Source organism: Raoultella sp. T31 (assembly GCF_002806725.1).
Classification (GTDB): Bacteria; Pseudomonadota; Gammaproteobacteria; order Enterobacterales; family Enterobacteriaceae; genus Klebsiella; species Klebsiella electrica.
Window position 1 is genome coordinate 43,500 of record NZ_PIBO01000017.1, and the last position, 23,409, is coordinate 66,908.

Annotated in this window: 22 protein-coding genes and 1 other annotated feature; of the genes, 13 read left to right on the forward strand and 9 right to left on the reverse strand. The window is 55.7% G+C overall.

Going from position 1 to position 23,409, the window contains the following annotated elements; translation table 11 throughout:
- Nucleotides 1-67: 67 nt before the first annotated feature.
- The 6 genes from CWM52_RS13585 to rpmH form a co-directional block, all read right to left on the reverse strand.
- Entirely contained in the window at nt 68-472 is a 405-nt protein-coding gene (locus CWM52_RS13585; RefSeq protein ID WP_100684589.1) for a GNAT family N-acetyltransferase, read from the reverse strand.
- A gap of 180 nt (nt 473-652) precedes the next feature.
- Nucleotides 653-2,017 carry a tRNA uridine-5-carboxymethylaminomethyl(34) synthesis GTPase MnmE gene (gene mnmE / locus CWM52_RS13590; RefSeq protein WP_100684627.1) on the reverse strand — a complete coding sequence of 455 codons (1,365 nt, stop codon included), beginning with the start codon at nt 2,015-2,017 and terminating at the stop codon, nt 653-655.
- 140 nt (nt 2,018-2,157) lie between these two features.
- Complete coding sequence (yidC, locus tag CWM52_RS13595) at nt 2,158-3,804, reverse strand: membrane protein insertase YidC (RefSeq protein WP_100684590.1); 1,647 nt, start codon at nt 3,802-3,804, stop codon at nt 2,158-2,160.
- 2 nt (nt 3,805-3,806) lie between these two features.
- Complete coding sequence (gene yidD, locus CWM52_RS13600; protein ID WP_100684591.1) at nt 3,807-4,064, reverse strand: membrane protein insertion efficiency factor YidD; 258 nt, start codon at nt 4,062-4,064, stop codon at nt 3,807-3,809.
- Nucleotides 4,028-4,387: a ribonuclease P protein component gene (gene rnpA, locus CWM52_RS13605; RefSeq protein WP_049264554.1), complete on the reverse strand. Its 360-nt coding sequence runs from the start codon at nt 4,385-4,387 to the stop codon at nt 4,028-4,030. The genes yidD and rnpA overlap by 37 nt, the downstream gene beginning before the upstream one ends.
- Nucleotides 4,388-4,402: 15 nt before the next feature.
- Nucleotides 4,403-4,543 carry a 50S ribosomal protein L34 gene (gene rpmH / locus CWM52_RS13610; protein ID WP_004871828.1) on the reverse strand — a complete coding sequence of 47 codons (141 nt, stop codon included), beginning with the start codon at nt 4,541-4,543 and terminating at the stop codon, nt 4,403-4,405.
- A 621-nt stretch (nt 4,544-5,164) separates the two neighbouring features.
- Between rpmH and dnaA the strand changes: the two genes are divergently transcribed.
- The 6 genes from dnaA (at nt 5,165) to CWM52_RS13645 (ending at nt 13,830) form a co-directional block, all read left to right on the forward strand.
- The gene (dnaA, locus tag CWM52_RS13615) at nt 5,165-6,571 is read left to right on the forward strand and encodes a chromosomal replication initiator protein DnaA (RefSeq protein ID WP_100684592.1); all 1,407 of its coding nucleotides are present in this window, start codon (nt 5,165-5,167) and stop codon (nt 6,569-6,571) included.
- Between the two features lie 4 nt (nt 6,572-6,575).
- A complete protein-coding gene (gene dnaN / locus CWM52_RS13620; RefSeq protein WP_100684593.1) occupies nt 6,576-7,676 on the forward strand; it encodes a DNA polymerase III subunit beta in 1,101 nt (366 codons plus the stop codon).
- Nucleotides 7,677-7,820: 144 nt separating this feature from the next.
- Nucleotides 7,821-8,894, forward strand: coding sequence for a DNA replication/repair protein RecF (recF, locus tag CWM52_RS13630; protein WP_100684595.1), 1,074 nt, complete (start codon nt 7,821-7,823; stop codon nt 8,892-8,894).
- A gap of 28 nt (nt 8,895-8,922) precedes the next feature.
- Nucleotides 8,923-11,337: a DNA topoisomerase (ATP-hydrolyzing) subunit B gene (gyrB, locus tag CWM52_RS13635; RefSeq protein WP_100684596.1), complete on the forward strand. Its 2,415-nt coding sequence runs from the start codon at nt 8,923-8,925 to the stop codon at nt 11,335-11,337.
- Between the two features lie 213 nt (nt 11,338-11,550).
- Nucleotides 11,551-12,363 carry a sugar-phosphatase gene (gene yidA, locus CWM52_RS13640; protein WP_100684597.1) on the forward strand — a complete coding sequence of 271 codons (813 nt, stop codon included), beginning with the start codon at nt 11,551-11,553 and terminating at the stop codon, nt 12,361-12,363.
- Between the two features lie 240 nt (nt 12,364-12,603).
- Nucleotides 12,604-13,830, forward strand: a complete 1,227-nt coding sequence (locus CWM52_RS13645; protein WP_100684598.1) for a DUF3748 domain-containing protein — start codon at nt 12,604-12,606, stop codon at nt 13,828-13,830.
- Nucleotide 13,831: 1 nt separating this feature from the next.
- Here the strand turns inward: CWM52_RS13645 and CWM52_RS13650 are convergent, their stop codons facing one another.
- Complete coding sequence (locus CWM52_RS13650; protein WP_100684628.1) at nt 13,832-14,164, reverse strand: YceK/YidQ family lipoprotein; 333 nt, start codon at nt 14,162-14,164, stop codon at nt 13,832-13,834.
- A 241-nt stretch (nt 14,165-14,405) separates the two neighbouring features.
- Nucleotides 14,406-14,479 (forward strand) — a sequence feature (ROSE (Repression Of Heat Shock gene Expression) occurs in the 5'-region of heat shock genes and acts as an RNA thermometer to modulate expression.).
- On the opposite strand from CWM52_RS13650, the gene ibpA reads away from it, so the two are divergent.
- From ibpA to CWM52_RS13665, 3 genes are all read left to right on the forward strand, one after another.
- The gene (gene ibpA / locus CWM52_RS13655) at nt 14,473-14,886 is read left to right on the forward strand and encodes a small heat shock chaperone IbpA (protein ID WP_100684599.1); all 414 of its coding nucleotides are present in this window, start codon (nt 14,473-14,475) and stop codon (nt 14,884-14,886) included. Its footprint overlaps the feature before it by 7 nt.
- A 113-nt stretch (nt 14,887-14,999) precedes the next feature.
- Nucleotides 15,000-15,428, forward strand: coding sequence for a small heat shock chaperone IbpB (ibpB, locus tag CWM52_RS13660; RefSeq protein WP_100684600.1), 429 nt, complete (start codon nt 15,000-15,002; stop codon nt 15,426-15,428).
- A gap of 177 nt (nt 15,429-15,605) precedes the next feature.
- Nucleotides 15,606-17,267, forward strand: coding sequence for a putative transporter (locus tag CWM52_RS13665; RefSeq protein ID WP_100684601.1), 1,662 nt, complete (start codon nt 15,606-15,608; stop codon nt 17,265-17,267).
- On the opposite strand, the gene CWM52_RS13670 is transcribed toward CWM52_RS13665, so the two are convergent.
- On the reverse strand, nt 17,235-17,981 hold the full coding sequence (locus CWM52_RS13670; RefSeq protein WP_100684602.1) for a GntR family transcriptional regulator: 747 nt from the start codon (nt 17,979-17,981) through the stop codon (nt 17,235-17,237). The two genes, CWM52_RS13665 and CWM52_RS13670, sit on opposite strands and share 33 nt — an antisense overlap.
- Before the next feature lie 298 nt (nt 17,982-18,279).
- On the opposite strand from CWM52_RS13670, the gene CWM52_RS13675 reads away from it, so the two are divergent.
- From CWM52_RS13675 to CWM52_RS13690, 4 genes are all read left to right on the forward strand, one after another.
- Nucleotides 18,280-19,902 (forward strand): alpha-glucoside-specific PTS transporter subunit IIBC, encoded by a 1,623-nt coding sequence (locus tag CWM52_RS13675; protein ID WP_100684603.1) that lies wholly within the window; start codon nt 18,280-18,282, stop codon nt 19,900-19,902.
- Nucleotides 19,899-21,221, forward strand: coding sequence for a 6-phospho-alpha-glucosidase (locus tag CWM52_RS13680; RefSeq protein ID WP_100684604.1), 1,323 nt, complete (start codon nt 19,899-19,901; stop codon nt 21,219-21,221). The genes CWM52_RS13675 and CWM52_RS13680 overlap by 4 nt, the downstream gene beginning before the upstream one ends.
- Before the next feature lie 108 nt (nt 21,222-21,329).
- Complete coding sequence (locus tag CWM52_RS13685; RefSeq protein WP_100684605.1) at nt 21,330-21,677, forward strand: YidH family protein; 348 nt, start codon at nt 21,330-21,332, stop codon at nt 21,675-21,677.
- Complete coding sequence (locus CWM52_RS13690) at nt 21,667-22,029, forward strand: DUF202 domain-containing protein (protein WP_100684606.1); 363 nt, start codon at nt 21,667-21,669, stop codon at nt 22,027-22,029. Before CWM52_RS13685 ends, CWM52_RS13690 begins: the two co-directional genes overlap by 11 nt.
- Nucleotides 22,030-22,074: 45 nt before the next feature.
- Here CWM52_RS13690 and dsdA read toward each other — a convergent pair whose 3' ends face one another.
- A complete protein-coding gene (dsdA, locus tag CWM52_RS13695) occupies nt 22,075-23,403 on the reverse strand; it encodes a D-serine ammonia-lyase (RefSeq protein ID WP_100684607.1) in 1,329 nt (442 codons plus the stop codon).
- Between the last annotated feature and the right edge of the window lie 6 nt (nt 23,404-23,409).

Sequence of the window (23,409 nt, forward strand, 5' to 3'; positions counted from 1 at the left end):
TACGAGTTGCCATTTGGACAACAATGATTTCCTGAAAGGAAAAACCCTCGCTGCGTTCTGCGAGGGATTACCAGACTTTGGCCATGCCGTCGCTGGCCGGGCGCACGGAAGTAAAACCAAACTTCGCATACAGTTCGGGGACGTCGGCGACCAGCGTGACATAGGCGCCCTGGCAGGCGTTAGCGTCCAGCCAGCTGACTATCTTTTCCACGATCGCTCTGCCCAGCCCTTTTCCCTGGTGCGCAGGATCGACCGCCACATCGACGATGTCGAAATTCACCGCGCCATCGCCAACGATGCGCCCCATGCCCACGGGAACACCTTGCCAGACAATGTGCACGCCATAGCAGCTGCGCGGCAGCCCTGCTTTCACCCCCTCCAGCGGGCGCGGCGACATGCCGGCGATCAGTCGTAAACGGCAAAAATCCTCTGCCGACGGGACGGTCTCGATAACGGTGTAATCAGAAGTCATGGCGGTATCCTGTAGCGAAGTTCTCATCGCATTTAATGATGCCGCGTGGCCGGAAGCAACCTTAAGTCGTAGGGGACACGAGATTAAAGATCAGGTCCCTGGCAGGGCAATAAAAAAACCTGCATAAACATTAAGTTGATGCAGGTTAGTTGATGCTCACTCTTGCGTGCCGGTGAAGCGTTACTTGCCGATACAGAAGCTGGAGAAAATGCGCCCCAGCAGGTCATCAGAGGTAAATTCACCGGTGATTTCGCTCAGCGCCTGCTGCGCGAGCCGTAGCTCTTCGGCCAGCAGTTCGCCAGCCCAGGCGCCAAGCAGCTGCGCTTTGCCCTGCTGCAGATGACCGGCGGCTTCTGACAGCGCCTGCAGGTGGCGACGGCGGGCGAGGAAACCGCCTTCCATGTTGGTATCGAAGCCCATGCTCTGCTTGAGGTGGTTGCGCAGGACCTCTACGCCCTCACCGGTACGCGCCGACAGCCGAATCAGTGAGTGGCCATTCACTTCACTGATACCCAACGTTTCGCCGGTGACGTCAGCTTTGTTTCGGACCACGGTAATCGGCAGTTTCGCCGGTAAACGCTCGATAAAGTCTGGCCAGATTTCCTCCGGGTCGACGGCGCTGGTGGTGGTACCGTCGACCATGAACAGGACCCGATCGGCTTGTTCTATCTCCTGCCAGGCGCGTTCGATGCCGATGCGTTCTACCTCATCATTGGCATCGCGGAGTCCTGCGGTATCGATAATATGAAGCGGCATGCCGTCGATATGGATATGCTCGCGCAGCACATCGCGGGTGGTGCCGGCAATATCGGTCACGATCGCGGCTTCGCGCCCGGCCAGCGCGTTCAGCAGGCTCGATTTCCCGGCGTTCGGGCGACCGGCGATAACCACCTTCATGCCTTCGCGCAGCAGGCTGCCCTGGCGGGCCTCAGCGCGAACGGCATCAAGATCGGCGATCACGCCGTTGAGCTGGGCCTCGATTTTACCGTCGGAGAGAAAATCGATTTCCTCATCCGGGAAGTCGATAGCGGCTTCGACATAGATACGCAGATGGGTCAGCGCTTCCACCAGATGATTCACCCGGGCAGAGAAGGCGCCCTGCAGCGAATTCAGCGCCGAGCGTGCCGCCTGCTCGGAACTGGCGTCAATCAGGTCAGCAATCGCTTCTGCCTGGGCGAGATCGAGCTTATCGTTAAGAAACGCGCGTTCAGAGAACTCCCCTGGCCTGGCGATACGCACGCCTGGCAGCGTCAGGATTCGTTTCAGTAGCAGATCCAGAATCACCGGGCCGCCGTGGCCCTGCAGTTCCAGAACGTCTTCACCGGTAAAGGAGTTCGGGCCGGGGAACCATAGCGCAATACCCTGATCCAGCGGCGTGTCATCGGTATCTTTAAAAGGCAGATAATCGGCGTAGCGCGGCTTTGGCAGCTTGCCGAGAACCGCTTGTGCGACGTCGCGTGCTTTGAGGCCGGAGATGCGCAGGATACCCACACCACCGCGTCCCGGTGGGGTTGCCTGGGCGACGATAGTGTCGTTATGGCTCATGATATGTCTCTTCAAATCGCAATAAAAAAAGGCGGTCATTAGACCGCCTTTTGATTGTAGGCCTGATAAGCGTTAGCGCCATCAGGCAACCCGGCGCGCATTGCCGGATGGCGGCTTCGCCTTATCCGGCCTACACCGAATCAGGATTTTTTCTTCTCGCGGCTATGCAGACCACGCTTCTCGAGACCACGGTAAATCAGCTGCTGCTGAATAATGGTCACCAGGTTGCTGACGATATAGTAAACCACCAGACCTGACGGGAACCACAGGAAGAACACCGTAAAGATGACCGGCATGAAGGTCATTATCTTCTGCTGCATCGGGTCGGTCACGGTCGTTGGCGACATCTTCTGAATGAAGAACATCGTCGCGCCCATGATGATCGGCAGGATGTAGTACGGGTCTTGCGCTGACAGGTCGTGGATCCACAGGATAAACGGCGCATGACGCAGTTCAACCGAGGCGCTCAGCATGTAATACAGCGCAAGGAAGATCGGCATCTGAATAATCAGCGGGAAGCAGCCACCCAGCGGGTTGACCTTTTCTGCTTTATACAGGGCCATCATTTCCTGGCTTTGACGCTGTTTGTCATCGCCCAGACGCTCACGCATTGCCTGAATCTTCGGCTGCAGCATGCGCATCTTCGCCATCGAGGTGTACTGCGCTTTGGTCAGCGGGTACATGATGCCACGAACGATGAAGGTGATGACGATAATCGAGAAGCCCCAGTTACCGAGGAAGCTGTGGATGAATTTCAGCAGCTTAAACAGCGGTTGGGAGATGAACCACAGCCAGCCGTAGTCGACGGTCAGATCGAGGTGCGGCGCGACGGCAGCCATTTTGTCCTGAATGGCCGGGCCGACCCACAGCACGCTTTCCAGCTTGTCGGTTTGACCTGGCTGTACCAGCACCGGCTGCGATTTGTAGCCGATGGCGACAACGCCGTTGCCGAGGTTGGCGGTGTAGAAGCTGTTGATGCCGTTGTTACTCGGCACCCATGCGGTGGTGAAATACTGTTGCAGCATCGCTACCCAACCGTCTTTGGTGCTGACGTTCAGGTTTTCGTTATCGATGATGGTATCGAATTTATATTTTTCGTATTTCGACTCAGACGTTGAATACGCGGCACCACGGAAGGTGTGCATCGTAGACAGACCACCGGTTTGCGTATCGCGGGCGGTTGGCAGGTTGGCCGTCTGTTTCAGCTGACCGAAGGTAGAAATCTCCAGCGGTTTTTCGCCAGCGTTGTGCACGCTATAACCCACGTTCACCGCATAATCACCGCGTTTCAGCGTGAAGGTTTTGGTGAAGACGTTGCCAGCTTTATCGGTATACGTCAGCGGAATGACGATTTCGTCCTGGCCTTCCGCCAGCACAAACGCATCTTTATCGACGTTATACAGCGGGCGGGCTCCATTAGCCGGGTTATCCGGGCCATCACGACCGGTTAAGCCGCTTTGAGCCTGATAGATAAACTGTGGCGTGGTTTCCAGTAACTGGAACGGTTCAGTCGACTTCAGTGCTTTCGGGTACGCCGGAAGCAGCGCTTGCTCCACATCACCACCGCGGGTGTTGATGGTCAGCTCAAGCACATCGGTTTTTACCGTAATCAGTTTCCCCTGGCCACTGGCCGGTACGCCCTGGTCGGCGGCGCTACCCGCTGCTGTGGTCGTAGTCTGCGTGGTCTGTTGCTGAGCCTGAGGATTGTTATCCTGCTCCCAGGCTTGCCAGATCATGAAAGACACGAACAACAAAGCGATGATAAGAAGATTGCGTTGCGAATCCATCGTTAGTGTTCTCTGGTATCAAATGGTCCAGGCGGGACGGGATCGTCACCACCAGGGTGTAAAGGGTGGCATTTTAATACGCGTTTCATTGTCAACCAACTGCCTTTTATCACTCCAAATCTGCGCAATGCCTCAATTCCGTAGCTTGAACAGGTTGGCGTGAAACGACAATGCGGCCCGAGTAGCGGACTAATCAGGCGCTGATAGACCCGAATAAGGCCTATCAGGAGCCGGGAGCCAGGCGACAATGGCGGCGCCATAATTTTTCCAACGCTTCCGAGAGAGCACGGTTATCGAGGTCTGCAACCCCTTTCTTTGCCACCACCACGAAATCCATTGGCGGGAGTTCATGTTGACGCAAACGAAAACTTTCCCGCGTCAGACGTTTAATCCGATTGCGTTCATGTGCGCGTTTGACGTTTTTCTTGGCGACGGTAAGACCGATGCGGGGATGCCCCAGCGAATTCAGGCGGCCGAGGATGGTGATTTGCGGCGTGCCAGCCCGTTGTGGCTGCTGGAAGACGAAAGTGAAATGACTGGGAGTTAACAAACGTAACTCCCTGGGAAATGCGAGCTTAACCACGCAGGGTTAGCTTTATTACTTGGAAACGGTCAGACGAGCACGGCTTTTAGCACGACGACGTGCCAGAACCTGACGACCATTTTTAGTAGCCATACGTGCACGGAAGCCGTGAGAACGGTTGCGCTTCAGTACAGACGGTTGAAAAGTGCGTTTCATGGCGGTTTCTACCTAAACTTGAATAATTTCACTGACTTTTGCGTAGACCCGAACAAACTTCGAACGACTTACGCGGCAGCGATGGTGATTAAAGAGGCCGGATTGTAATAATTGTACACTCCGGAGTCAATTCTCTTTCCTTATTTCTCGCATCTTGTCGCACAAAAAATGACCTGCGACAGGCGACGGAAAACGGGCATTACGCGCCGGGTGGGGGATTATACGGCCTGACGGGTAAAGCGCAAGGATCGCAAAGGATCTTTGTTAGATCGTTTAGGCCCTAAACCAACCGATCTCATTAAATTTTCCAATATGTGGGCGAAATCGTGCCTCACCGCTCTGCGGATCGATTACACTTACCCGTCTTCGATCCTTCCTGTGGATAAACAGGGAAGAATCTGTTGAGAAATACAAGATATCTTTCTCAGTTTAGGCTATGATCCCCGGTCCCGATCGCGATCCACCGATCCGCATCGGATAAATACCGCAGATAGCGGTTCGCGCGTCACCCCTTTTGTGCAGGGGCTTTTCGGCCAATGCCGGGTCTTGTCGACGTGTGCCAACAATCACGATTGTTTCTTTTTTTCTTTATATCGATTTTATGTTCGAGTGGAGTCCGCCGTGTCACTTTCGCTTTGGCAGCAGTGTCTTGCCCGATTGCAGGATGAGTTACCAGCCACAGAATTTAGTATGTGGATACGCCCGTTGCAGGCGGAATTGAGCGATAACACGTTGGCACTGTATGCGCCAAACCGTTTTGTGCTCGATTGGGTAAGGGATAAATACCTCAATAATATCAATGGACTCCTCAATGATTTTTGCGGTGCTGATGCCCCACAGCTGCGATTTGAAGTCGGGACCCGCCCGGCAGTGCAGGCGCAACGCGGCGCGATAAATACGCATGTTGCGACCGCCACACCGGCAGCGCAGGTTCAGACGGCGCGCGTCGCGCCAACGATCGTGCGTCCCGGCTGGGATAACGTCCCGGCGCCAGCGGAGCCGACCTACCGCTCTAACGTTAACGTTAAGCACACCTTCGACAACTTCGTTGAAGGTAAATCTAACCAGCTGGCTCGCGCGGCGGCGCGTCAGGTTGCCGATAATCCAGGCGGCGCCTATAACCCTTTATTCCTTTATGGCGGTACCGGTCTGGGTAAAACCCACTTATTGCACGCGGTCGGTAACGGCATTGTGGCGCGCAAACCCAACGCCAAAGTGGTCTATATGCACTCGGAGCGTTTTGTTCAGGATATGGTTAAAGCCTTACAGAACAACGCCATTGAAGAGTTTAAACGCTACTACCGCTCCGTCGACGCCCTGCTGATCGATGATATTCAGTTCTTTGCCAATAAAGAGCGCTCTCAGGAAGAGTTTTTCCACACCTTTAATGCCCTGCTGGAAGGTAATCAGCAGATCATTCTCACCTCGGATCGCTATCCGAAAGAGATCAATGGTGTTGAGGATCGTCTGAAATCCCGCTTTGGCTGGGGGCTGACGGTGGCGATCGAGCCGCCTGAGCTGGAAACCCGCGTGGCGATCCTGATGAAAAAAGCCGACGAAAACGACATTCGTCTGCCGGGAGAAGTGGCATTCTTTATCGCCAAGCGTCTACGCTCTAACGTACGTGAGCTGGAAGGGGCGCTGAACCGCGTTATCGCTAATGCCAACTTTACCGGCCGGGCGATCACCATCGATTTCGTGCGCGAAGCGCTGCGCGATCTGCTGGCGCTGCAGGAAAAACTGGTCACCATCGACAATATTCAGAAGACGGTGGCGGAGTATTACAAGATTAAGGTAGCGGACCTGTTGTCGAAACGCCGCTCCCGTTCGGTGGCGCGTCCACGCCAGATGGCGATGGCGCTGGCGAAAGAGCTGACCAACCACAGTTTGCCGGAAATCGGCGATGCGTTTGGCGGTCGCGACCATACCACCGTGCTGCACGCCTGTCGTAAAATTGAGCAGTTGCGTGAAGAAAGCCACGATATTAAAGAAGACTTTTCCAATTTAATCAGAACATTATCCTCGTGACGCTATGAAATTTACCGTAGAACGTGAACATTTATTAAAACCGCTGCAACAGGTGAGCGGTCCCTTAGGGGGGCGTCCGACGCTGCCCATTCTCGGTAACCTGCTGCTTCAGGTCTCGGATGGCGCGCTGTCGCTGACCGGTACGGACCTCGAAATGGAAATGGTGGCGCGCGTTGCGCTGATTCATCCGCATGAGGCGGGTGCAACGACCGTTCCGGCGCGAAAATTCTTTGATATTTGCCGCGGCCTGCCCGAAGGCGCGGAGATTGCCGTTCAGCTGGAAGGCGATCGGATGCTGGTGCGTTCCGGGCGCAGCCGTTTTTCGCTGTCGACCCTGCCCGCTGCCGATTTCCCGAATCTTGATGACTGGCAGAGTGAAGTCGAATTGACCCTGCCGCAGGCGACCATGAAGCGCCTGATTGAAGCCACCCAGTTTTCGATGGCCCATCAGGATGTGCGTTATTACTTAAACGGCATGCTGTTTGAAACCGAAGGTGACGAACTGCGTACCGTGGCTACCGATGGCCACCGTCTGGCGGTCTGTTCAATGCCGCTGGGTGAATCATTGCCGAACCATTCGGTGATCGTGCCGCGTAAAGGGGTGATTGAGCTGATGCGCATGCTTGATGGCGGCGATACGCCGCTGCGCGTGCAGATTGGCAGCAACAATATTCGCGCCCATGTCGGTGATTTTATCTTCACATCGAAGCTGGTTGACGGTCGTTTCCCTGATTATCGCCGGGTATTGCCGAAGAATCCGGATAAACATCTGGATGCGGGCTGCGATATTCTCAAGCAGGCCTTTGCCCGCGCGGCGATTCTGTCGAACGAAAAATTCCGCGGCGTGCGCCTGTACGTCAGCGAAAATCAGCTGAAAATCACCGCCAATAACCCGGAACAGGAAGAAGCGGAAGAGATTCTCGACGTTTCTTACTCCGGCAGCGAGATGGAAATCGGCTTTAACGTCAGCTACGTGCTGGATGTGCTTAATGCGCTGAAGTGCGAAAATGTGCGTATTTTGCTGACCGATTCGGTATCGAGCGTGCAGATTGAGGATGCGGCGTCACAATCGGCCGCCTACGTTGTCATGCCTATGCGCTTGTAAAGAATATCGGGCTATCTTACTTGCCATTTTCAACCTGGGCTGTGCTCGCCCCTGTCACGTACTTCGTGTACGCTCCAGGGTCTGTGCGCAGTCCGCGTTGAAACTGGCTGCGCCGATTACGCCCTGGCCTGAAGAACCCCGGATATGTCACTAACGCGCCTGCTAATCAAAGATTTCCGTAACATTGAGAATGCGGATCTCGCTTTATCCCCCGGCTTTAATTTCCTGGTTGGCGCTAACGGCAGCGGCAAAACCAGCGTGCTGGAGGCCATTTATACGCTCGGCCACGGTAGGGCGTTTCGCAGCCTGCAAATTGGCCGGGTGATTCGCCACGAGCAGCAGTCGTTTGTGCTGCACGGGCGTCTGCAGGGCGAAGAGCGTGAGACCTCCATCGGTCTGACCAAAGACAAGCAGGGCGACAGCAAGGTGCGTATTGACGGCACCGATGGCCACAAAGTGGCGGAGCTGGCGCACCTGATGCCGATGCAGCTGATTACACCGGAGGGGTTTACATTACTCAACGGCGGCCCCAAATACAGAAGAGCGTTCCTCGACTGGGGATGCTTTCACAATGAAGCTGGATTCTTTACCGCCTGGAGCAATCTGAAGCGCCTGTTGAAGCAGCGTAATGCCGCGCTGCGCCAGGTCAGCCGCTATGCGCAGATACGCCCCTGGGATCTGGAACTGATTCCGCTGGCGGAACAAATCAGTCGCTGGCGTGCCGAATATAGCGCCGCTATCGTCGAAGACATGGCGGATACCTGTAAACAGTTTTTACCTGAGTTCTCTCTGACCTTCTCCTTCCAGCGCGGCTGGGAGAAAGAAACGGATTATTCCGAAGTGCTGGAGAGAAACTTTGAGCGTGACCGCATGCTGACCTACACCGCCCACGGCCCGCACAAAGCGGATTTCCGCATTCGTGCCGATGGCGCGCCGGTCGAAGATACTTTGTCACGCGGGCAGCTTAAACTCCTGATGTGCGCGCTACGACTGGCGCAGGGGGAGTTTTTAACCCGCGAAAGCGGGAGACGCTGTCTGTATCTGATAGATGATTTTGCCTCGGAACTTGATGACGCGCGGCGCGGGCTGCTTGCCAGCCGCTTAAAAGCCACGCAGTCGCAGGTTTTCGTCAGCGCAATCAGCGCTGAGCACGTAATGGACATGTCGGACAAAAATTCGAAGATGTTCACCGTGGAAAAGGGTAAAATAACGGATTAACTTAAGTTTAAATGAGCGAGAAACGTTGATGTCGAATTCTTATGACTCCTCCAGTATCAAAGTCCTGAAAGGGCTGGATGCGGTGCGTAAGCGCCCGGGTATGTATATCGGCGACACGGATGACGGCACCGGTCTGCACCACATGGTATTCGAGGTTGTGGATAACGCTATCGACGAAGCGCTCGCAGGTTACTGTAAAGACATCGTTGTCACTATCCATAGCGATAACTCCGTCTCCGTACAGGATGATGGCCGCGGTATTCCGACAGGTATTCACCCGGAAGAGGGCGTATCGGCAGCGGAAGTCATCATGACCGTGCTGCACGCAGGCGGTAAATTTGATGATAACTCCTATAAAGTCTCCGGTGGTCTGCACGGCGTGGGCGTCTCGGTGGTTAACGCCCTGTCACAGAAACTGGAGCTGGTGATTCAGCGCGACAACAAGATTCACCGCCAGCTCTACGCCCACGGCGTACCACAGGCGCCGCTGGCCGTAACCGGTGATACCGAAAAAACCGGTACCATGGTGCGTTTCTGGCCGAGCTATGAAACCTTCACTAACGTCATCGAATTCGAATACGAAATCCTGGCAAAACGCCTGCGTGAGCTGTCATTCCTCAACTCCGGGGTGTCTATCCGCCTGCGCGACAAGCGTGACGGTAAAGAAGACCATTTCCACTACGAAGGCGGCATCAAGGCGTTCGTTGAGTATCTCAACAAGAACAAAACGCCGATCCACCCGAATATCTTCTACTTCTCCACCGAAAAAGACGGTATTGGCGTGGAAGTCGCACTGCAGTGGAACGATGGTTTCCAGGAAAACATCTACTGCTTTACCAACAACATTCCCCAGCGCGACGGCGGTACGCACCTGGCCGGTTTCCGTGCCGCGATGACCCGTACCCTGAACGCCTACATGGATAAAGAAGGCTACAGCAAAAAAGCGAAGGTCAGCGCCACCGGTGACGATGCGCGTGAAGGTCTGATTGCCGTAGTTTCCGTGAAGGTTCCGGATCCCAAGTTCTCCTCACAGACCAAAGACAAGTTGGTCTCTTCTGAGGTGAAATCGGCGGTAGAGCAGCAGATGAACGAACTGCTGAATGAATATCTGCTGGAAAACCCGTCTGACGCCAAAATCGTGGTCGGCAAAATTATTGATGCGGCCCGTGCGCGTGAAGCCGCGCGTCGTGCGCGTGAAATGACCCGCCGTAAAGGCGCGCTGGACCTGGCTGGCCTGCCGGGCAAACTGGCAGACTGCCAGGAACGCGACCCGGCGCTCTCCGAACTGTACCTCGTGGAAGGGGACTCGGCGGGCGGTTCTGCGAAACAGGGCCGTAACCGTAAGAACCAGGCAATCCTGCCGCTGAAGGGTAAAATCCTCAACGTCGAGAAAGCCCGCTTCGATAAAATGCTCTCTTCTCAGGAAGTGGCGACGCTGATTACCGCGCTTGGCTGCGGCATCGGGCGCGACGAGTACAACCCGGATAAACTGCGTTATCACAGCATCATCATCATGACCGATGCGGACGTCGACGGCTCGCACATTCGTACCCTGCTGTTGACCTTCTTCTACCGTCAGATGCCGGAAATTGTTGAACGTGGCCATGTCTACATTGCACAGCCGCCGCTGTACAAAGTGAAGAAAGGCAAGCAGGAACAGTACATCAAAGACGATGAAGCGATGGATCAATACCAGATCTCGATAGCCCTGGATGGCGCAACGCTGCACACCAACGCCAGCGCTCCGGCCCTGGCGGGCGAATCGTTAGAGAAACTGGTTGCTGAGTTCAATGCGACGCAGAAAATGATTGTTCGCATGGAACGTCGCTTCCCGAAAGCGCTGCTGAAAGAGCTGGTTTACCAACCGACGTTGAACGAAGCCGATCTGTCTGATGAGCAGACCGTAACCCGCTGGGTGAATGCGCTGGTGACCGATCTCAATGAGAAAGAGCAGCACGGCAGCCTGTGGAAATTCGATGTTCACGAAAATGCCGGGCTGCATCTGTTCGAACCGGTTATCCGCGTGCGTACCCACGGCGTGGACACCGACTATCCGCTGGATCACGAGTTTGTCACCGGCGGCGAGTATCGTCGTATTTGCACGCTGGGCGAGAAACTGCGTGGGCTTATCGAAGATGACGCGTTTATCGAACGTGGTGAACGCCGTCAGCCGGTGGCCAGCTTCGAGCAGGCGCTGGACTGGCTGGTGAAAGAGTCCCGTCGTGGCCTCGCTATCCAGCGCTATAAAGGGCTGGGCGAGATGAACCCGGATCAGCTGTGGGAAACCACCATGGATCCGGATAGCCGTCGTATGCTGCGCGTGACGGTGAAGGATGCGATTGCTGCCGATCAGCTGTTCACCACCCTGATGGGCGATGCCGTGGAACCGCGCCGCGCCTTTATCGAAGAAAACGCCCTGAAAGCGGCGAATATCGATATCTAAGCTCATCCGCTGCTCCCCGGTGGCGCGATGCTGGCCGGGGCTGCGGAATATGTTGCCCGGACAGGGCGCCTGGCTTCACTATGCGGGGATTCCTCGGGTCTAAAAGAGGAATCCCTTATTGCGATCCTATCCTCGTTTTCCCCTGCTTCTGTTGCTGTTTTTTGAGCGGAATCGCGTTAGCATGGCCCAGGACTCATCTTACCTGGGGATCTCATGGCTATTAAACTGATTGCAATTGATATGGACGGTACGCTGCTGCTGCCAGACCATACCATCTCTCCTGCGGTTAAAACCGCGATTGCTGCGGCGCGCACGCGCGGCGTCAACGTCGTGCTCACCACCGGCCGTCCGTATGCCGGTGTGCACAGCTATCTGAAAGAGCTGCATATGGAGCAGCCGGGAGACTACTGCATCACCTACAACGGCGCATTAGTGCAGAAAGCAAGCGACGGCAGCACCGTGGCGCAAACCGCGCTGAGCTATGATGACTACCGCTATCTCGAACAACTTTCCCGCGATGTCGGCTCTCACTTCCATGCTCTCGATCGTAATACGCTGTATACCGCGAACCGCGATGTGAGCTACTACACGGTGCATGAGTCCTACGTGGCGACGATTCCGCTGGTTTTCTGCGAAGCCGAAAATATGGACCCGAATATCCAGCTGCTGAAGGTGATGATGATCGATGAGCCGGTCATCCTTGACCAGGCTATCGCCCGTATTCCGGCGGAAGTCAAAGAGAAGTACACCGTGCTGAAAAGCGCGCCGTACTTCCTCGAAATCCTCGATAAACGCGTCAATAAAGGGACCGGCGTGAAGTCCCTGGCCGATGCGTTGAATATCAGGCAGGACGAGATCATGGCGATTGGCGATCAGGAAAACGACATTGCGATGATTGAGTTTGCCGGCGTTGGCGTGGCGATGGATAACGCGATTCCGACGGTGAAGGAAGCCGCTAACTTCATTACCAAATCGAACCTTGAAGATGGTGTGGCCTGGGCGATTGAGAAGTACGTTTTATCCTGACCTGCTCTTCAGGCCCGGTGTTCTCGGGCCTGACTCCGCTTTGATGATGCATAACATGAACCCCTCAGGCCGTGTTTTGCCTCATCGCACGCCGATCCGCACATCCGTTTTCTCTTTATCGCCGCGGTCGCATTGCCGGGCGCGCTGTCCTGTATCCTGCCGGTGGGCGATGTTAAACGTGTAGGTTAATTCTGTCCGATGCTATACCCTGATGCGAACGTTGCGCATCAGGGTATCTCTATGAAACAAGTCACCTTTGCTCCCCGCCATCATCAGCTAACCAATACGCAAACCTGGACTGCGGACAGCCAGTGGCTGGCCTTTGACGTCCGTCCGTCGGGCGCCTCCTTTACCGGGAAGACGATTGAACGGGTCAATGTGCAAACCGGGGCCGTCGAAATTCTCTATGCTGCGCAACACGGGGCTCATGTCGGCGTGGTGACCGTTCATCCTGCGATGGATAAATACGTCTTTATACACGGTCCGGAACACCCGGATGAAAACTGGCAGTATGATTTCCACCATCGTCGCGGCGTGGTGACATACCAGGGCGTGGCGCACAACCTTGATGCGATGGATATCACCGCGCCGTATACGCCGGGCGCGCTGCGCGGCGGCAGTCATGTTCATGTCTATAGCCCAAACGGGCAGTTCGTCAGCTTTACCTATAACGATCATGTCCTGCACCAACGCGCGGCCTCCCTTGACCTGCGAAACGTCGGCGTTGCGACCCCTTATGGCCCGGTCACGCCGGACGGGCAGCATCCGCGTGAATATGGCGGCAGCCACTGGAGCGTTCTGGTCAGCCGGACAACGCCGACGCCGGTGCCGGGTAGCGATGAGATAAACCGCGCATACGAAGAGGGTTGGGTGGGGAACCATGCGCTGGCATTTATCGGCGATACGCTGTCGAGCAATGGCGCCAGAATCCCTGAGCTGTTTATTGTGGCGTTGCCGCAGAGCGAGCAGGGCTGGAAGCAACAGGGCGAGGCGCCGCTGGCCGGTACGGAGACCACCATGCCAGCACCGCCGGCCGGAGTCATGCAGCGGCGTTTAACATTCACTCACCATCGACGCTATCCGGGGCTGGTCAATACGCCGCGGCACTGGGTACGGACCAACCCGCAGGCGACGCAGATTGCCTTCCTGATGCGCGACGAGGCGGGTGTGGTGCAGCTATGGCTGATTTCCCCCCAGGGGCGCGATCTGCGGCAGCTGACTCACAATGTTAACGATATTCAATCGGCGTTTAACTGGCACCCGTCAGGGGAGTGGCTGGGATTTGTGCTGGATAACCGCATGGCTATCTGTCATGCCCGGAGCGGTGAAATTACATTTTTGACTGCCGATCATGAAAACCCGCCTTCGGCGGATGCCGTGGTGTTTTCTCCGGACGGGAAACACCTTGCCTGGATGCAAGATGTGAATGGCTATCGCCAGCTGTGGATAACCGGCGTCGGGGTTTAGATCAGGGCGCTGGCATTGCCGCCGGTGGAATCACGGCGTTGGTCGCCAGCGAGCTTTTCTCACTTTTCTCGACGCGCGATTTTATCGAGCTGTCGGTACGGAACATATCCCACGGCAGCAGCAGCGTGTCCATCACCGCGGTGAAGGGCATATCAAGTGCGGCCAGGGATTTTGTTCCCCAGTTGGCATCACTGCTACCCAGCATTTCCGCGCTGGCGCGAGTTCCCGGATAGGTTCCTTCCTTTCCGCCGGTATGTGACATCACGCTGGAGCAACCGCCCAAACTTACCATCCCGCTGAACAGGATTAGCTTTAACAGACCGCTTTTCATCATTTTTCCATCGTCGTTTCGGGCATTGAGATAACCTTCATATCGGTTATATCGAGCCATTCCATGAATGCCTGGCGTTATTGCACTGCACTGTGGCAGGCATCGTATTTTGCTTTTTGTGCTTTCCACCCAGTCTAAGCTATCGGCAGGAAACTGCAAAAAAAAAGGTTTTTCGCGCTTGAAAATGACGGAATGAGCCACATTTTAGCAATGTGACCCGATGAAGATACGCCTGCGGGGTATTCCGGGTAATAACGACCTGTCCATGATGGAAGGTCATAAATTCTCGCTGACTTCAGGAGCTTTTTACTATGCGTAATTTCGATCTTTCTCCGCTGTATCGTTCTGCAATTGGTTTTGACCGCCTTTTTAATCTGTTAGAAAGCAATCAGAGCCAGAGTAATGGCGGCTACCCTCCGTATAACGTCGAGCTGGTAGATGAAAACCATTACCGCATCGCTATTGCCGTGGCCGGTTTTGCCGAGAGCGAGCTGGAGATCACCGCGCAGGATAATTTGCTGGTCGTCAAAGGCGCCCATGCAGCCGAGCAGAAAGAACGTACCTATCTCTATCAGGGCATTGCGGAACGCAATTTTGAGCGCAAATTCCAGTTGGCGGAAAATATTCATATCCGCGGCGCAAACCTGGTCAACGGCCTGCTGTATATCGATCTGGAACGCGTGATCCCGCAAGCGGACAAACCGCGCCGTATCGAAATTAACTAATTTTATCCGGGTCGCCACGCGGCCCGCTTGCAAACTTGCTTGCCGTCAGGGAGCAGATGCGAATCCACCGGATTTGCAGAGATCAACTCGCTTCATAGAAGGAGAAATACATTATGCGTAACGACGATTTATCCCCACTGCTGCGTCAATGGATCGGTTTTGACAAACTGGCCAATGCACTGCAAACCACCAGCGAAAGCCAGGGCTTCCCGCCGTATAACATTGAAAAAAGCGACGATAACCACTATCGCATTACCCTTGCGCTGGCCGGTTTCCGTCAGGAAGATCTGGATATTCAGCTGGAAGGGACGCGCCTGAGCGTGAAAGGTACGCCGCAGCAGGCTGACAAAGAGACGAAATGGCTGCACCAGGGGTTAGTCAGCCAGGCCTTTAGCCTGAGCTTTACCCTGGCAGAAAATATGGAAGTCTCCGGCGCCACATTCAATAACGGGTTGCTGCACATTGATTTAACCCGCAACGAACCGGAAGCGGTTATCCCGCAGCGTATCGCCATCAGCGAGCGTCCTGCGCTCGACAGCTAAGCTGACTTCGCATACAAGGCCCCGATTTTCGGGGCTTTTTTTTACCTGAAAACCTGGTCTCATGGTCGATACGTCATTCCGATGACCCGCCGATTATTGTGCGCCAGGCTGCATACAGGCCCGGAGGCTTAAGCCATAATCCATGGTGTTGATAATGTTATTCACAGGGAACAGACGATGAGTGATATAGCATTGACCGTCAGCGTTCTGGCGCTGGTGGCGGTAGTCGGATTGTGGATCGGCAATGTCAAAATTCGCGGCGTCGGGTTTGGCATTGGCGGCGTGCTGTTTGGCGGCATTATTGTGGGCCACTTTGTGGACCAGGCGGGTATCGCTCTTAGCAGCCCGATGCTGCATTTCATTCAGGAATTTGGCCTGATTCTCTTTGTTTATACCATCGGCATCCAGGTGGGGCCGGGGTTCTTCGCCTCCCTGCGCGTCTCCGGGCTACGGCTCAATCTCTTTGCCATCCTGATTGTCATCCTTGGGGGGCTGGTGACCGCCGTGCTGCATAAGCTCTTTGATATCCCGCTGCCGGTGGTGCTCGGTATTTTCTCCGGCGCAGTCACGAATACGCCGGCGCTGGGGGCCGGGCAGCAAATCCTGCGCGATCTCGGCGTACCGTTTGATGTGGTCGATCAGATGGGGATGAGCTATGCCATGGCCTATCCGTTTGGTATTTGCGGCATCTTGCTGACCATGTGGCTGATGCGTCTGTTCTTTCGCGTTAACGTCGAAAAAGAGGCCCAGCAGTTTGATGAGAGCAGCGGGAACGGGCACGCGGTTCTGCAAACGATTAACGTCCGGGTTGAAAACCCGAACCTGAACAATATGGCGATTCAGGACGTGCCGATGCTCAACAGCGATAAGCTGATTTGCTCCCGTCTCAAACGTGACGATCTGCTGATGGTGCCGGCACCGGGGACCTTAATTCAAACCGGCGACCTCCTGCACCTGGTCGGGCGCCCGGAGGATTTGCACAACGCGCAGCTGGTTATCGGCAAGGAAGTTGCTACTTCGCTTTCAACCCGCGGCACGGATTTGAAAGTTGAGCGGGTGGTGGTCACCAATGAGAAGGTGCTGGGTAAGCGGATCCGCGACCTGCATTTTAAACAGCGCTATGACGTGGTTATCTCGCGGCTTAATCGCGCCGGGGTTGAGCTGGTGGCCAGCAGCCATGCCAGCCTGCAGTTCGGCGATATTCTTAACCTGGTTGGCCGCCCGGAAGCCATTGATGCGGTGGCCGCCGAACTGGGCAACGCCCAGCAAAAATTGCAGCAGGTACAGATGCTGCCGGTATTTATCGGCATTGGCCTCGGGGTTTTACTGGGCTCTATTCCGCTGTTTGTTCCCGGTTTCCCGGTGGCGTTAAAGCTGGGGCTCGCCGGTGGGCCGCTGATTATGGCGCTGATCCTCGGGCGAATCGGCAGTATCGGCAAGCTCTACTGGTTTATGCCGCCGAGCGCCAACCTTGCGCTCCGTGAGCTGGGGATTGTGCTCTTCCTGGCGGTCGTCGGGCTGAAGTCCGGCGGTGATTTTGTCGTCACGCTGACCGCAGGCGACGGGCTGAGCTGGATTGCCTACGGCATTTTTATTACCGCGATTCCGCTGCTAACGGCGGGCATTCTGGCACGACTGCTGATGAAGATGAACTACCTGACCCTGTGCGGCATGCTGGCCGGGTCGATGACCGACCCTCCGGCGCTGGCTTTCGCCAACAACCTGCATGCCACCAGCGGAGCCGCGGCGCTCTCGTATGCCACGGTTTATCCGCTGGTGATGTTTTTGCGCATCATTACGCCGCAGCTACTGGCCGTGTTGTTCTGGGGAATGAGTTAACGGCGTCTCCAGGTGGACGCGCCGCAGATGGTAGTCCACCTGGTATTCACTGGCATTGCGGAACATCACCGAATAGTTCAGAAACTCACCGCTGTCGCTGTAGGAAAGCGAAGTAATCCGCAGCAGCGGCGTCTGTTCCGGGACATTCATCGACCGGGCCAGCTGCTTGTCCGCCAGTACCGGCGTCAGGCTTTCATAGTTACCGCTAATGGTTATCCCGCACTCTTTCTCAATGTAATCGAATTTTGACCCTTCCATATGCGCCAGCGACAGGTTACGGAACAGTTTGACCGGCATATAGCTGTCTTCCAGCATCAGGGGTTTGCCGTCCACGTAACGCACCCGGCGCGAGAAGTAGATCCGTTCATTAATCTGTATCCGTAGCTGGCTGGCGATGGCCGGCGGCGCCGGCATGACTTCGAATACCAGCACCTCGCTCACCACCTCTTTACCCTGCTTGCGTAACACTTCCGCCAGACCGGTGAGGTTAGTGGTCTCGTGATGCACATCTTTGCGGGCGACAAAGGTGCCGGATCCGTGGCGGCGAACCACCAGCCCCCAGCTAATCAGCAGCTCGATAGCTTTGCGGATTGTCATCCGCGCCACGCCGAACTCTTCTGCCAGCTTTTTCTCTCCCGGCAGCGGGCTACCGATATTGAAATCGGAAGAATTCAGCCGCAGGCGCAATCTGTCCGCGATAGATTTATAGATCACCAGTAGACCTCTGTTTCACTTTTTAAACGGGACGGTTAACGATGTGTATTGCAAATAAAACGATTAAATAGATAAAGATATGATTTATTCATTCTGATGTTTTAATCCGCGTCATTCCTGATGTCTACTTTTAATTAAAAAAGTAGACAGCATTGGCGGAATTAAAACCATGAAAGCGATCACGGATCGTAACGCCATCGCATGTTGTCGGACGGGTAAATTCCTATTCTCGCTGTAGGCCGATACTCATGACAAATAAGGCCTCTTACCCTACTGGTTGTTAAATGAGGATTTTAAAATGCTCAGTCAAATACAACGCTTTGGCGGCGCCATGTTTACCCCGGTTTTACTGTTTCCTTTCGCCGGGATCGTGGTGGGTATTGCCATTATGCTGCGCAACCCGATGTTTGTCGGCGAAGCGCTCACTGCACCCGATAGCTTATTTGCTCAGATTGTTCACATTATTGAAGAAGGCGGCTGGACGGTATTTCGTAACATGCCGCTGATTTTCGCCGTCGGCTTACCGATTGGCCTCGCGAAGCAGGCGCAGGGGCGAGCTTGCCTTGCCGTGCTGGTGAGTTTCCTGACGTGGAACTACTTCATCAACGCCATGGGGATGACCTGGGGCCATTTTTTCGGCGTCGATTTTTCTGCCGATCCCACGGCCGGCAGCGGCCTGACGATGATTGCCGGCATTAAAACGCTGGATACCAGTATCATCGGCGCGATCGTGATTTCCGGGATCGTCACCGCCCTGCATAACCGCTATTTTGATAAACCGCTGCCGGTGTTCCTCGGTATTTTCCAGGGCTCTTCATTTGTCGTTATCGTTGCCTTCCTGGTGATGATCCCCTGCGCCTGGTTAACGCTGCTGGGGTGGCCAAAGGTGCAGATGGGCATTGAATCGCTGCAGGCTTTTTTACGCTCTGCCGGGGCGTTAGGGGTCTGGGTCTATATTTTCCTTGAGCGCATTCTGATTCCCACCGGCCTGCATCACTTTGTCTACGGACCGTTTATTTTTGGCCCGGCGGTGGTGGAAGGCGGTCTCCAGGTCTACTGGGCACAGCATCTGCAGGAGTTCAGCCAGAGTACCGAACCGCTGAAAGCCCTGTTCCCGGAAGGCGGTTTCGCCCTGCACGGCAACGCCAAGGTCTTTGGCTCGGTCGGGATTGCGCTGGCGCTCTATTTCACCGCCGCGCCGGAAAACCGCGTCAAAGTGGCCGGATTGCTGATTCCGGCGACGCTGACCGCCATGCTGGTGGGGATTACCGAACCGCTGGAATTCACCTTCCTGTTTATCTCGCCGCTGCTGTTTGCCGTGCACGCGGTGCTGGCGGCCACGATGGCGACGGTGATGTATATGTGCGGGGTCGTCGGCAACTTCGGCGGTGGTCTGCTTGACCAGTTCCTGCCGCAAAACTGGATCCCGATGTTTCACAACCATGCCTCGATGATGTTCATCCAGATAGGCATCGGAGTGTGCTTCACCGCTATCTACTTCGTTATCTTCCGCGCCCTGATAGTGCATTTCAATCTGAAGACGCCGGGCCGCGAAGCGAGTGAAATCAAACTCTACAGCAAGGCGGATTACCAGGCCGCTCGTGGCAAGACAAGTGCGGCGGGCGCCGCGGTATCCAACTCGGGTCAGGCCGCTGGCTTTCTGCAGGCGCTGGGCGGCGCAAGCAATATCGAATGCGTCAACAACTGCGCCACCCGACTTCGTATCACGCTAATCGATATGGCGAAAACACAAAGCGACGACGTCTTTAAAGCGCTGGGCGCTCACGGGGTGGTGCGCCGCGGCAACGGGATTCAGGTCATCGTCGGCCTGCATGTTCCCCAGGTTCGCGACCAGCTGGAATCCCTGATGAAAAATTCTCTACAGACCGAACAAACCACCATGACGGAGGCAGTATCATGAAAAAATTCTCAGTTGTTATCGCAGGCGGCGGCAGTACATTCACACCAGGTATCGTATTGATGTTGTTAGCAAACCAGGACCGTTTCCCGCTGCGCGCACTGAAATTTTATGACAACGACGGCGCGCGTCAGGAGACCATCGCCGAAGCGTGTAAAGTGATTCTTAAAGAGCAGGCGCCGGAAATTGAGTTCAGCTATACCACCGACCCGCAGGCGGCCTTTACCGATGTGGATTTTGTGATGGCGCATATCCGTGTTGGCAAATATCCGATGCGTGAAAAAGATGAAAAAATCCCGCTGCGCCACGGCGTGCTGGGCCAGGAAACCTGCGGGCCTGGCGGGATCGCCTACGGCATGCGCTCTATCGGCGGCGTGCTCGAGCTGGTGGACTATATGGAAAAATATTCGCCGAACGCCTGGATGCTGAACTACTCCAACCCGGCGGCCATCGTCGCGGAAGCCACGCGTCGCCTGCGTCCGAATGCGAAAATCCTCAATATCTGCGATATGCCGATCGGCATTGAAGGGCGCATGGCGCAAATTGTCGGCCTCAAAGATCGTAAACAGATGCGGGTGCGCTATTACGGGCTGAACCACTTCGGCTGGTGGACGTCGATTGAAGATCTGCAGGGCAATGATCTGATGCCGAAACTGCGCGAACATGTGGCGAAATATGGTTATGTGCCGCCTTCCAACGATCCGCATACCGAGGCCAGCTGGAACGATACCTTCGCCAAAGCGAAAGATGTGCAGGCGCTGGATCCGGATACCATGCCGAATACCTACCTGAAGTATTACCTGTTCCCGGATTACGTCGTCGAGCACTCCAACCCGGCGCGTACCCGCGCTAACGAGGTGATGGATCACCGCGAGAAAAATGTCTTTAGCGCCTGTCGGGCAATTATTGCCGCGGGTCAATCTTCCGCCGGCGATCTGGAGATCGACGAACACGCTTCATACATCGTGGATCTGGCGGCCGCCATTGCCTTCAACACCCAGGAGCGCATGCTGCTGATCGTACCGAACAATGGCGCTATCCATAATTTTGATGCCGATGCGATGGTGGAAATTCCGTGCCTGGTCGGCCATAACGGGCCGGAACCGCTGACGGTCGGCGATATTCCGAACTTCCAGAAAGGGATGATGAGCCAGCAGGTGGCGGTAGAGAAACTGGTGGTGGATGCCTGGGAACATCGTTCTTATCACAAGCTGTGGCAGGCGATTACGCTGTCGAAAACCGTGCCGAGCGCATCCGTCGCGAAAGCGATTCTTGACGACCTGATTGAGGCCAACAAAGAGTACTGGCCGGAACTGCATTAATCCTCACCTTAGCCGGCATCCATCGGGTGCCGGTTCTTTCGCTGCTCTCCTGTTCGTCACAAATTACGCTATGCTGAAGCCTGCCCGCGCTACGAACAAGGAACCCTGATGAAAATTTCCCGCGTCGGCGAAGCGCCGGATTACCGCTTCTCGCTGGCCAACGAACGCACTTTTCTGGCGTGGATCCGCACGGCATTAGGCTTTCTTGCCGCCGGGGTCGGCTTAGATCAGCTGGCGCCGGATTTTGCCACACCGCTGATTCGCGAAGTGCTGGCGCTGCTGCTGTGTCTGTTTGCCGGCGGCCTGGCGATTTATGGCTACCTGCGCTGGCTGAGTAACGAAAAAGCGATGCGCCTGAAGCAGGATCTGCCCTACACCAGAACGCTGCTGGCGATCAGTCTGTTGCTGATGATAGTGGTGGTAGTGGTGATGGGCCTGGTTCTGTATGGCGGATAAGCGCCGGGCACGGCGGGAGAGCGATCCTGGGCTGCAGCCGGAACGGACATCGCTGGCCTGGCTTCGCACGTTGCTGGGCTACGCGGCGCTGATGGCGTTGGCGATAAAACATAACTGGCATAGCGCAGGGACGCTGTTCTGGCTATCGATTGGCGTACTGGCGATAGTGGCTATTGTGCTCTGGGGCTACACGCGGCGCCGTAAGCTGATGGATGTGGACGAGAGTGATTTTGTTCAGCCGCAGGCGATACGTGACAAGTTTTTCATTGCTGTCGCCGTCCTTTCGCTGTCGCTGATGTTTGCGGCCACGCACCTGCGGCAGATCGCGTTATTTTTGCAGAATGTGATATAGCGGAAAGGGCCCAACGGCTTATCATCCGCCGTTGAGCCCGTGGTATTAACGCCCTTTCGCCAGGTACTGCACCATCTCTTCTTCCGGTACCATGCTGCCGCCGGTCGCCCAGACCAGATGCGTGGCGTTGCCCATCTGGCGGGGCGTGAAGCCGTGCATCTGCTGATATGTCTTGCTGGCGCAAACGCGCTGTGGTCCGGCCATACCGGCTAGCGCGGATGGCTCCAGGCGGATATTTTCCGCTTGCGCCAGCCAGCCTAGCATGTCGTACATCGTCTGGTCGCTGAGGGTATAGAAGCCATCCAGCAGGCGCTCCATGGCCCTGCCGACAAACCCGGAAGCCCGACCCACCGCCAGGCCGTCGGCGGCAGTGAGGTTATCAATACCCAGATCCTGGACCGAAATTTCATCATGCAGGCCGGTATGGACGCCGAGCAACATACAAGGAGAGTGCGTGGGTTCAGCGAAGAAACAGTGTACATGGTCGCCGAAAGCCAGCTTCAGGCCAAACGCGACCCCGCCAGGACCGCCGCCGACGCCGCACGGCAGATAGACAAACAGCGGATGGTCGGCATCGACCACGCGTCCCTGGTGGGCAAACTGCGCTTTCAGGCGCTCGCCTGCGACGGCGTAGCCGAGGAACAGCGTGCGTGAGTTCTCATCATCGATAAAGAAGCAGTTGGGGTCCGCTTCGGCGGCTTTACGCCCCTGTTCGACCGCGACGCCGTAATCCTGTTCGTATTCAACCACCGTTACGCCGTGGCTGCGCAGCTTCGCTTTTTTCCATGCCCGGGCATCGGCAGACATATGCACGGTGACGTTAAAACCGATACATGCGCTCATGATGCCAATTGACATCCCCAGGTTGCCGGTGGAACCGACGGCGATGCTGTACTGGCTAAAGAACTGCTTAAATTCCGGGGTCAGCAGCTTGCGATAGTCATCTTCGGTGGCAAGTAACCCCGCTTCCAGCGCCAGCTTTTCGGCGTGGGTCAGCACCTCGTAAATACCGCCGCGGGCCTTGATGGAGCCGGAAATCGGCAGATGACTGTCTTTTTTCAGCAGCAGATCGCCGTAAATGGGCTGGATAAAAGCCTGCTCCAGCCGTGCTTTCATTGCCGGGATAGCGACCAGCCCGGATTCAATAATCCCCCCGGTGGCGGCGGTTTCCGGGAATGCCTGCGCCAGATACGGCGCAAAACGCTCAAGGCGGGCGCGGGCCTCCTGAACATCGTCAGCCGTCAGGCCAACGTAGGGTAAACCTTCCGCCAGCGAAGTGGTTGCCGGGTTAAACCAGGTGGTTTCTTTCAGGGCAACCAGATCCTTCAGCAGAGGGAACCGGGCAAGTAAAGTGGTCATGTCAGCGTTTTTCATATTACG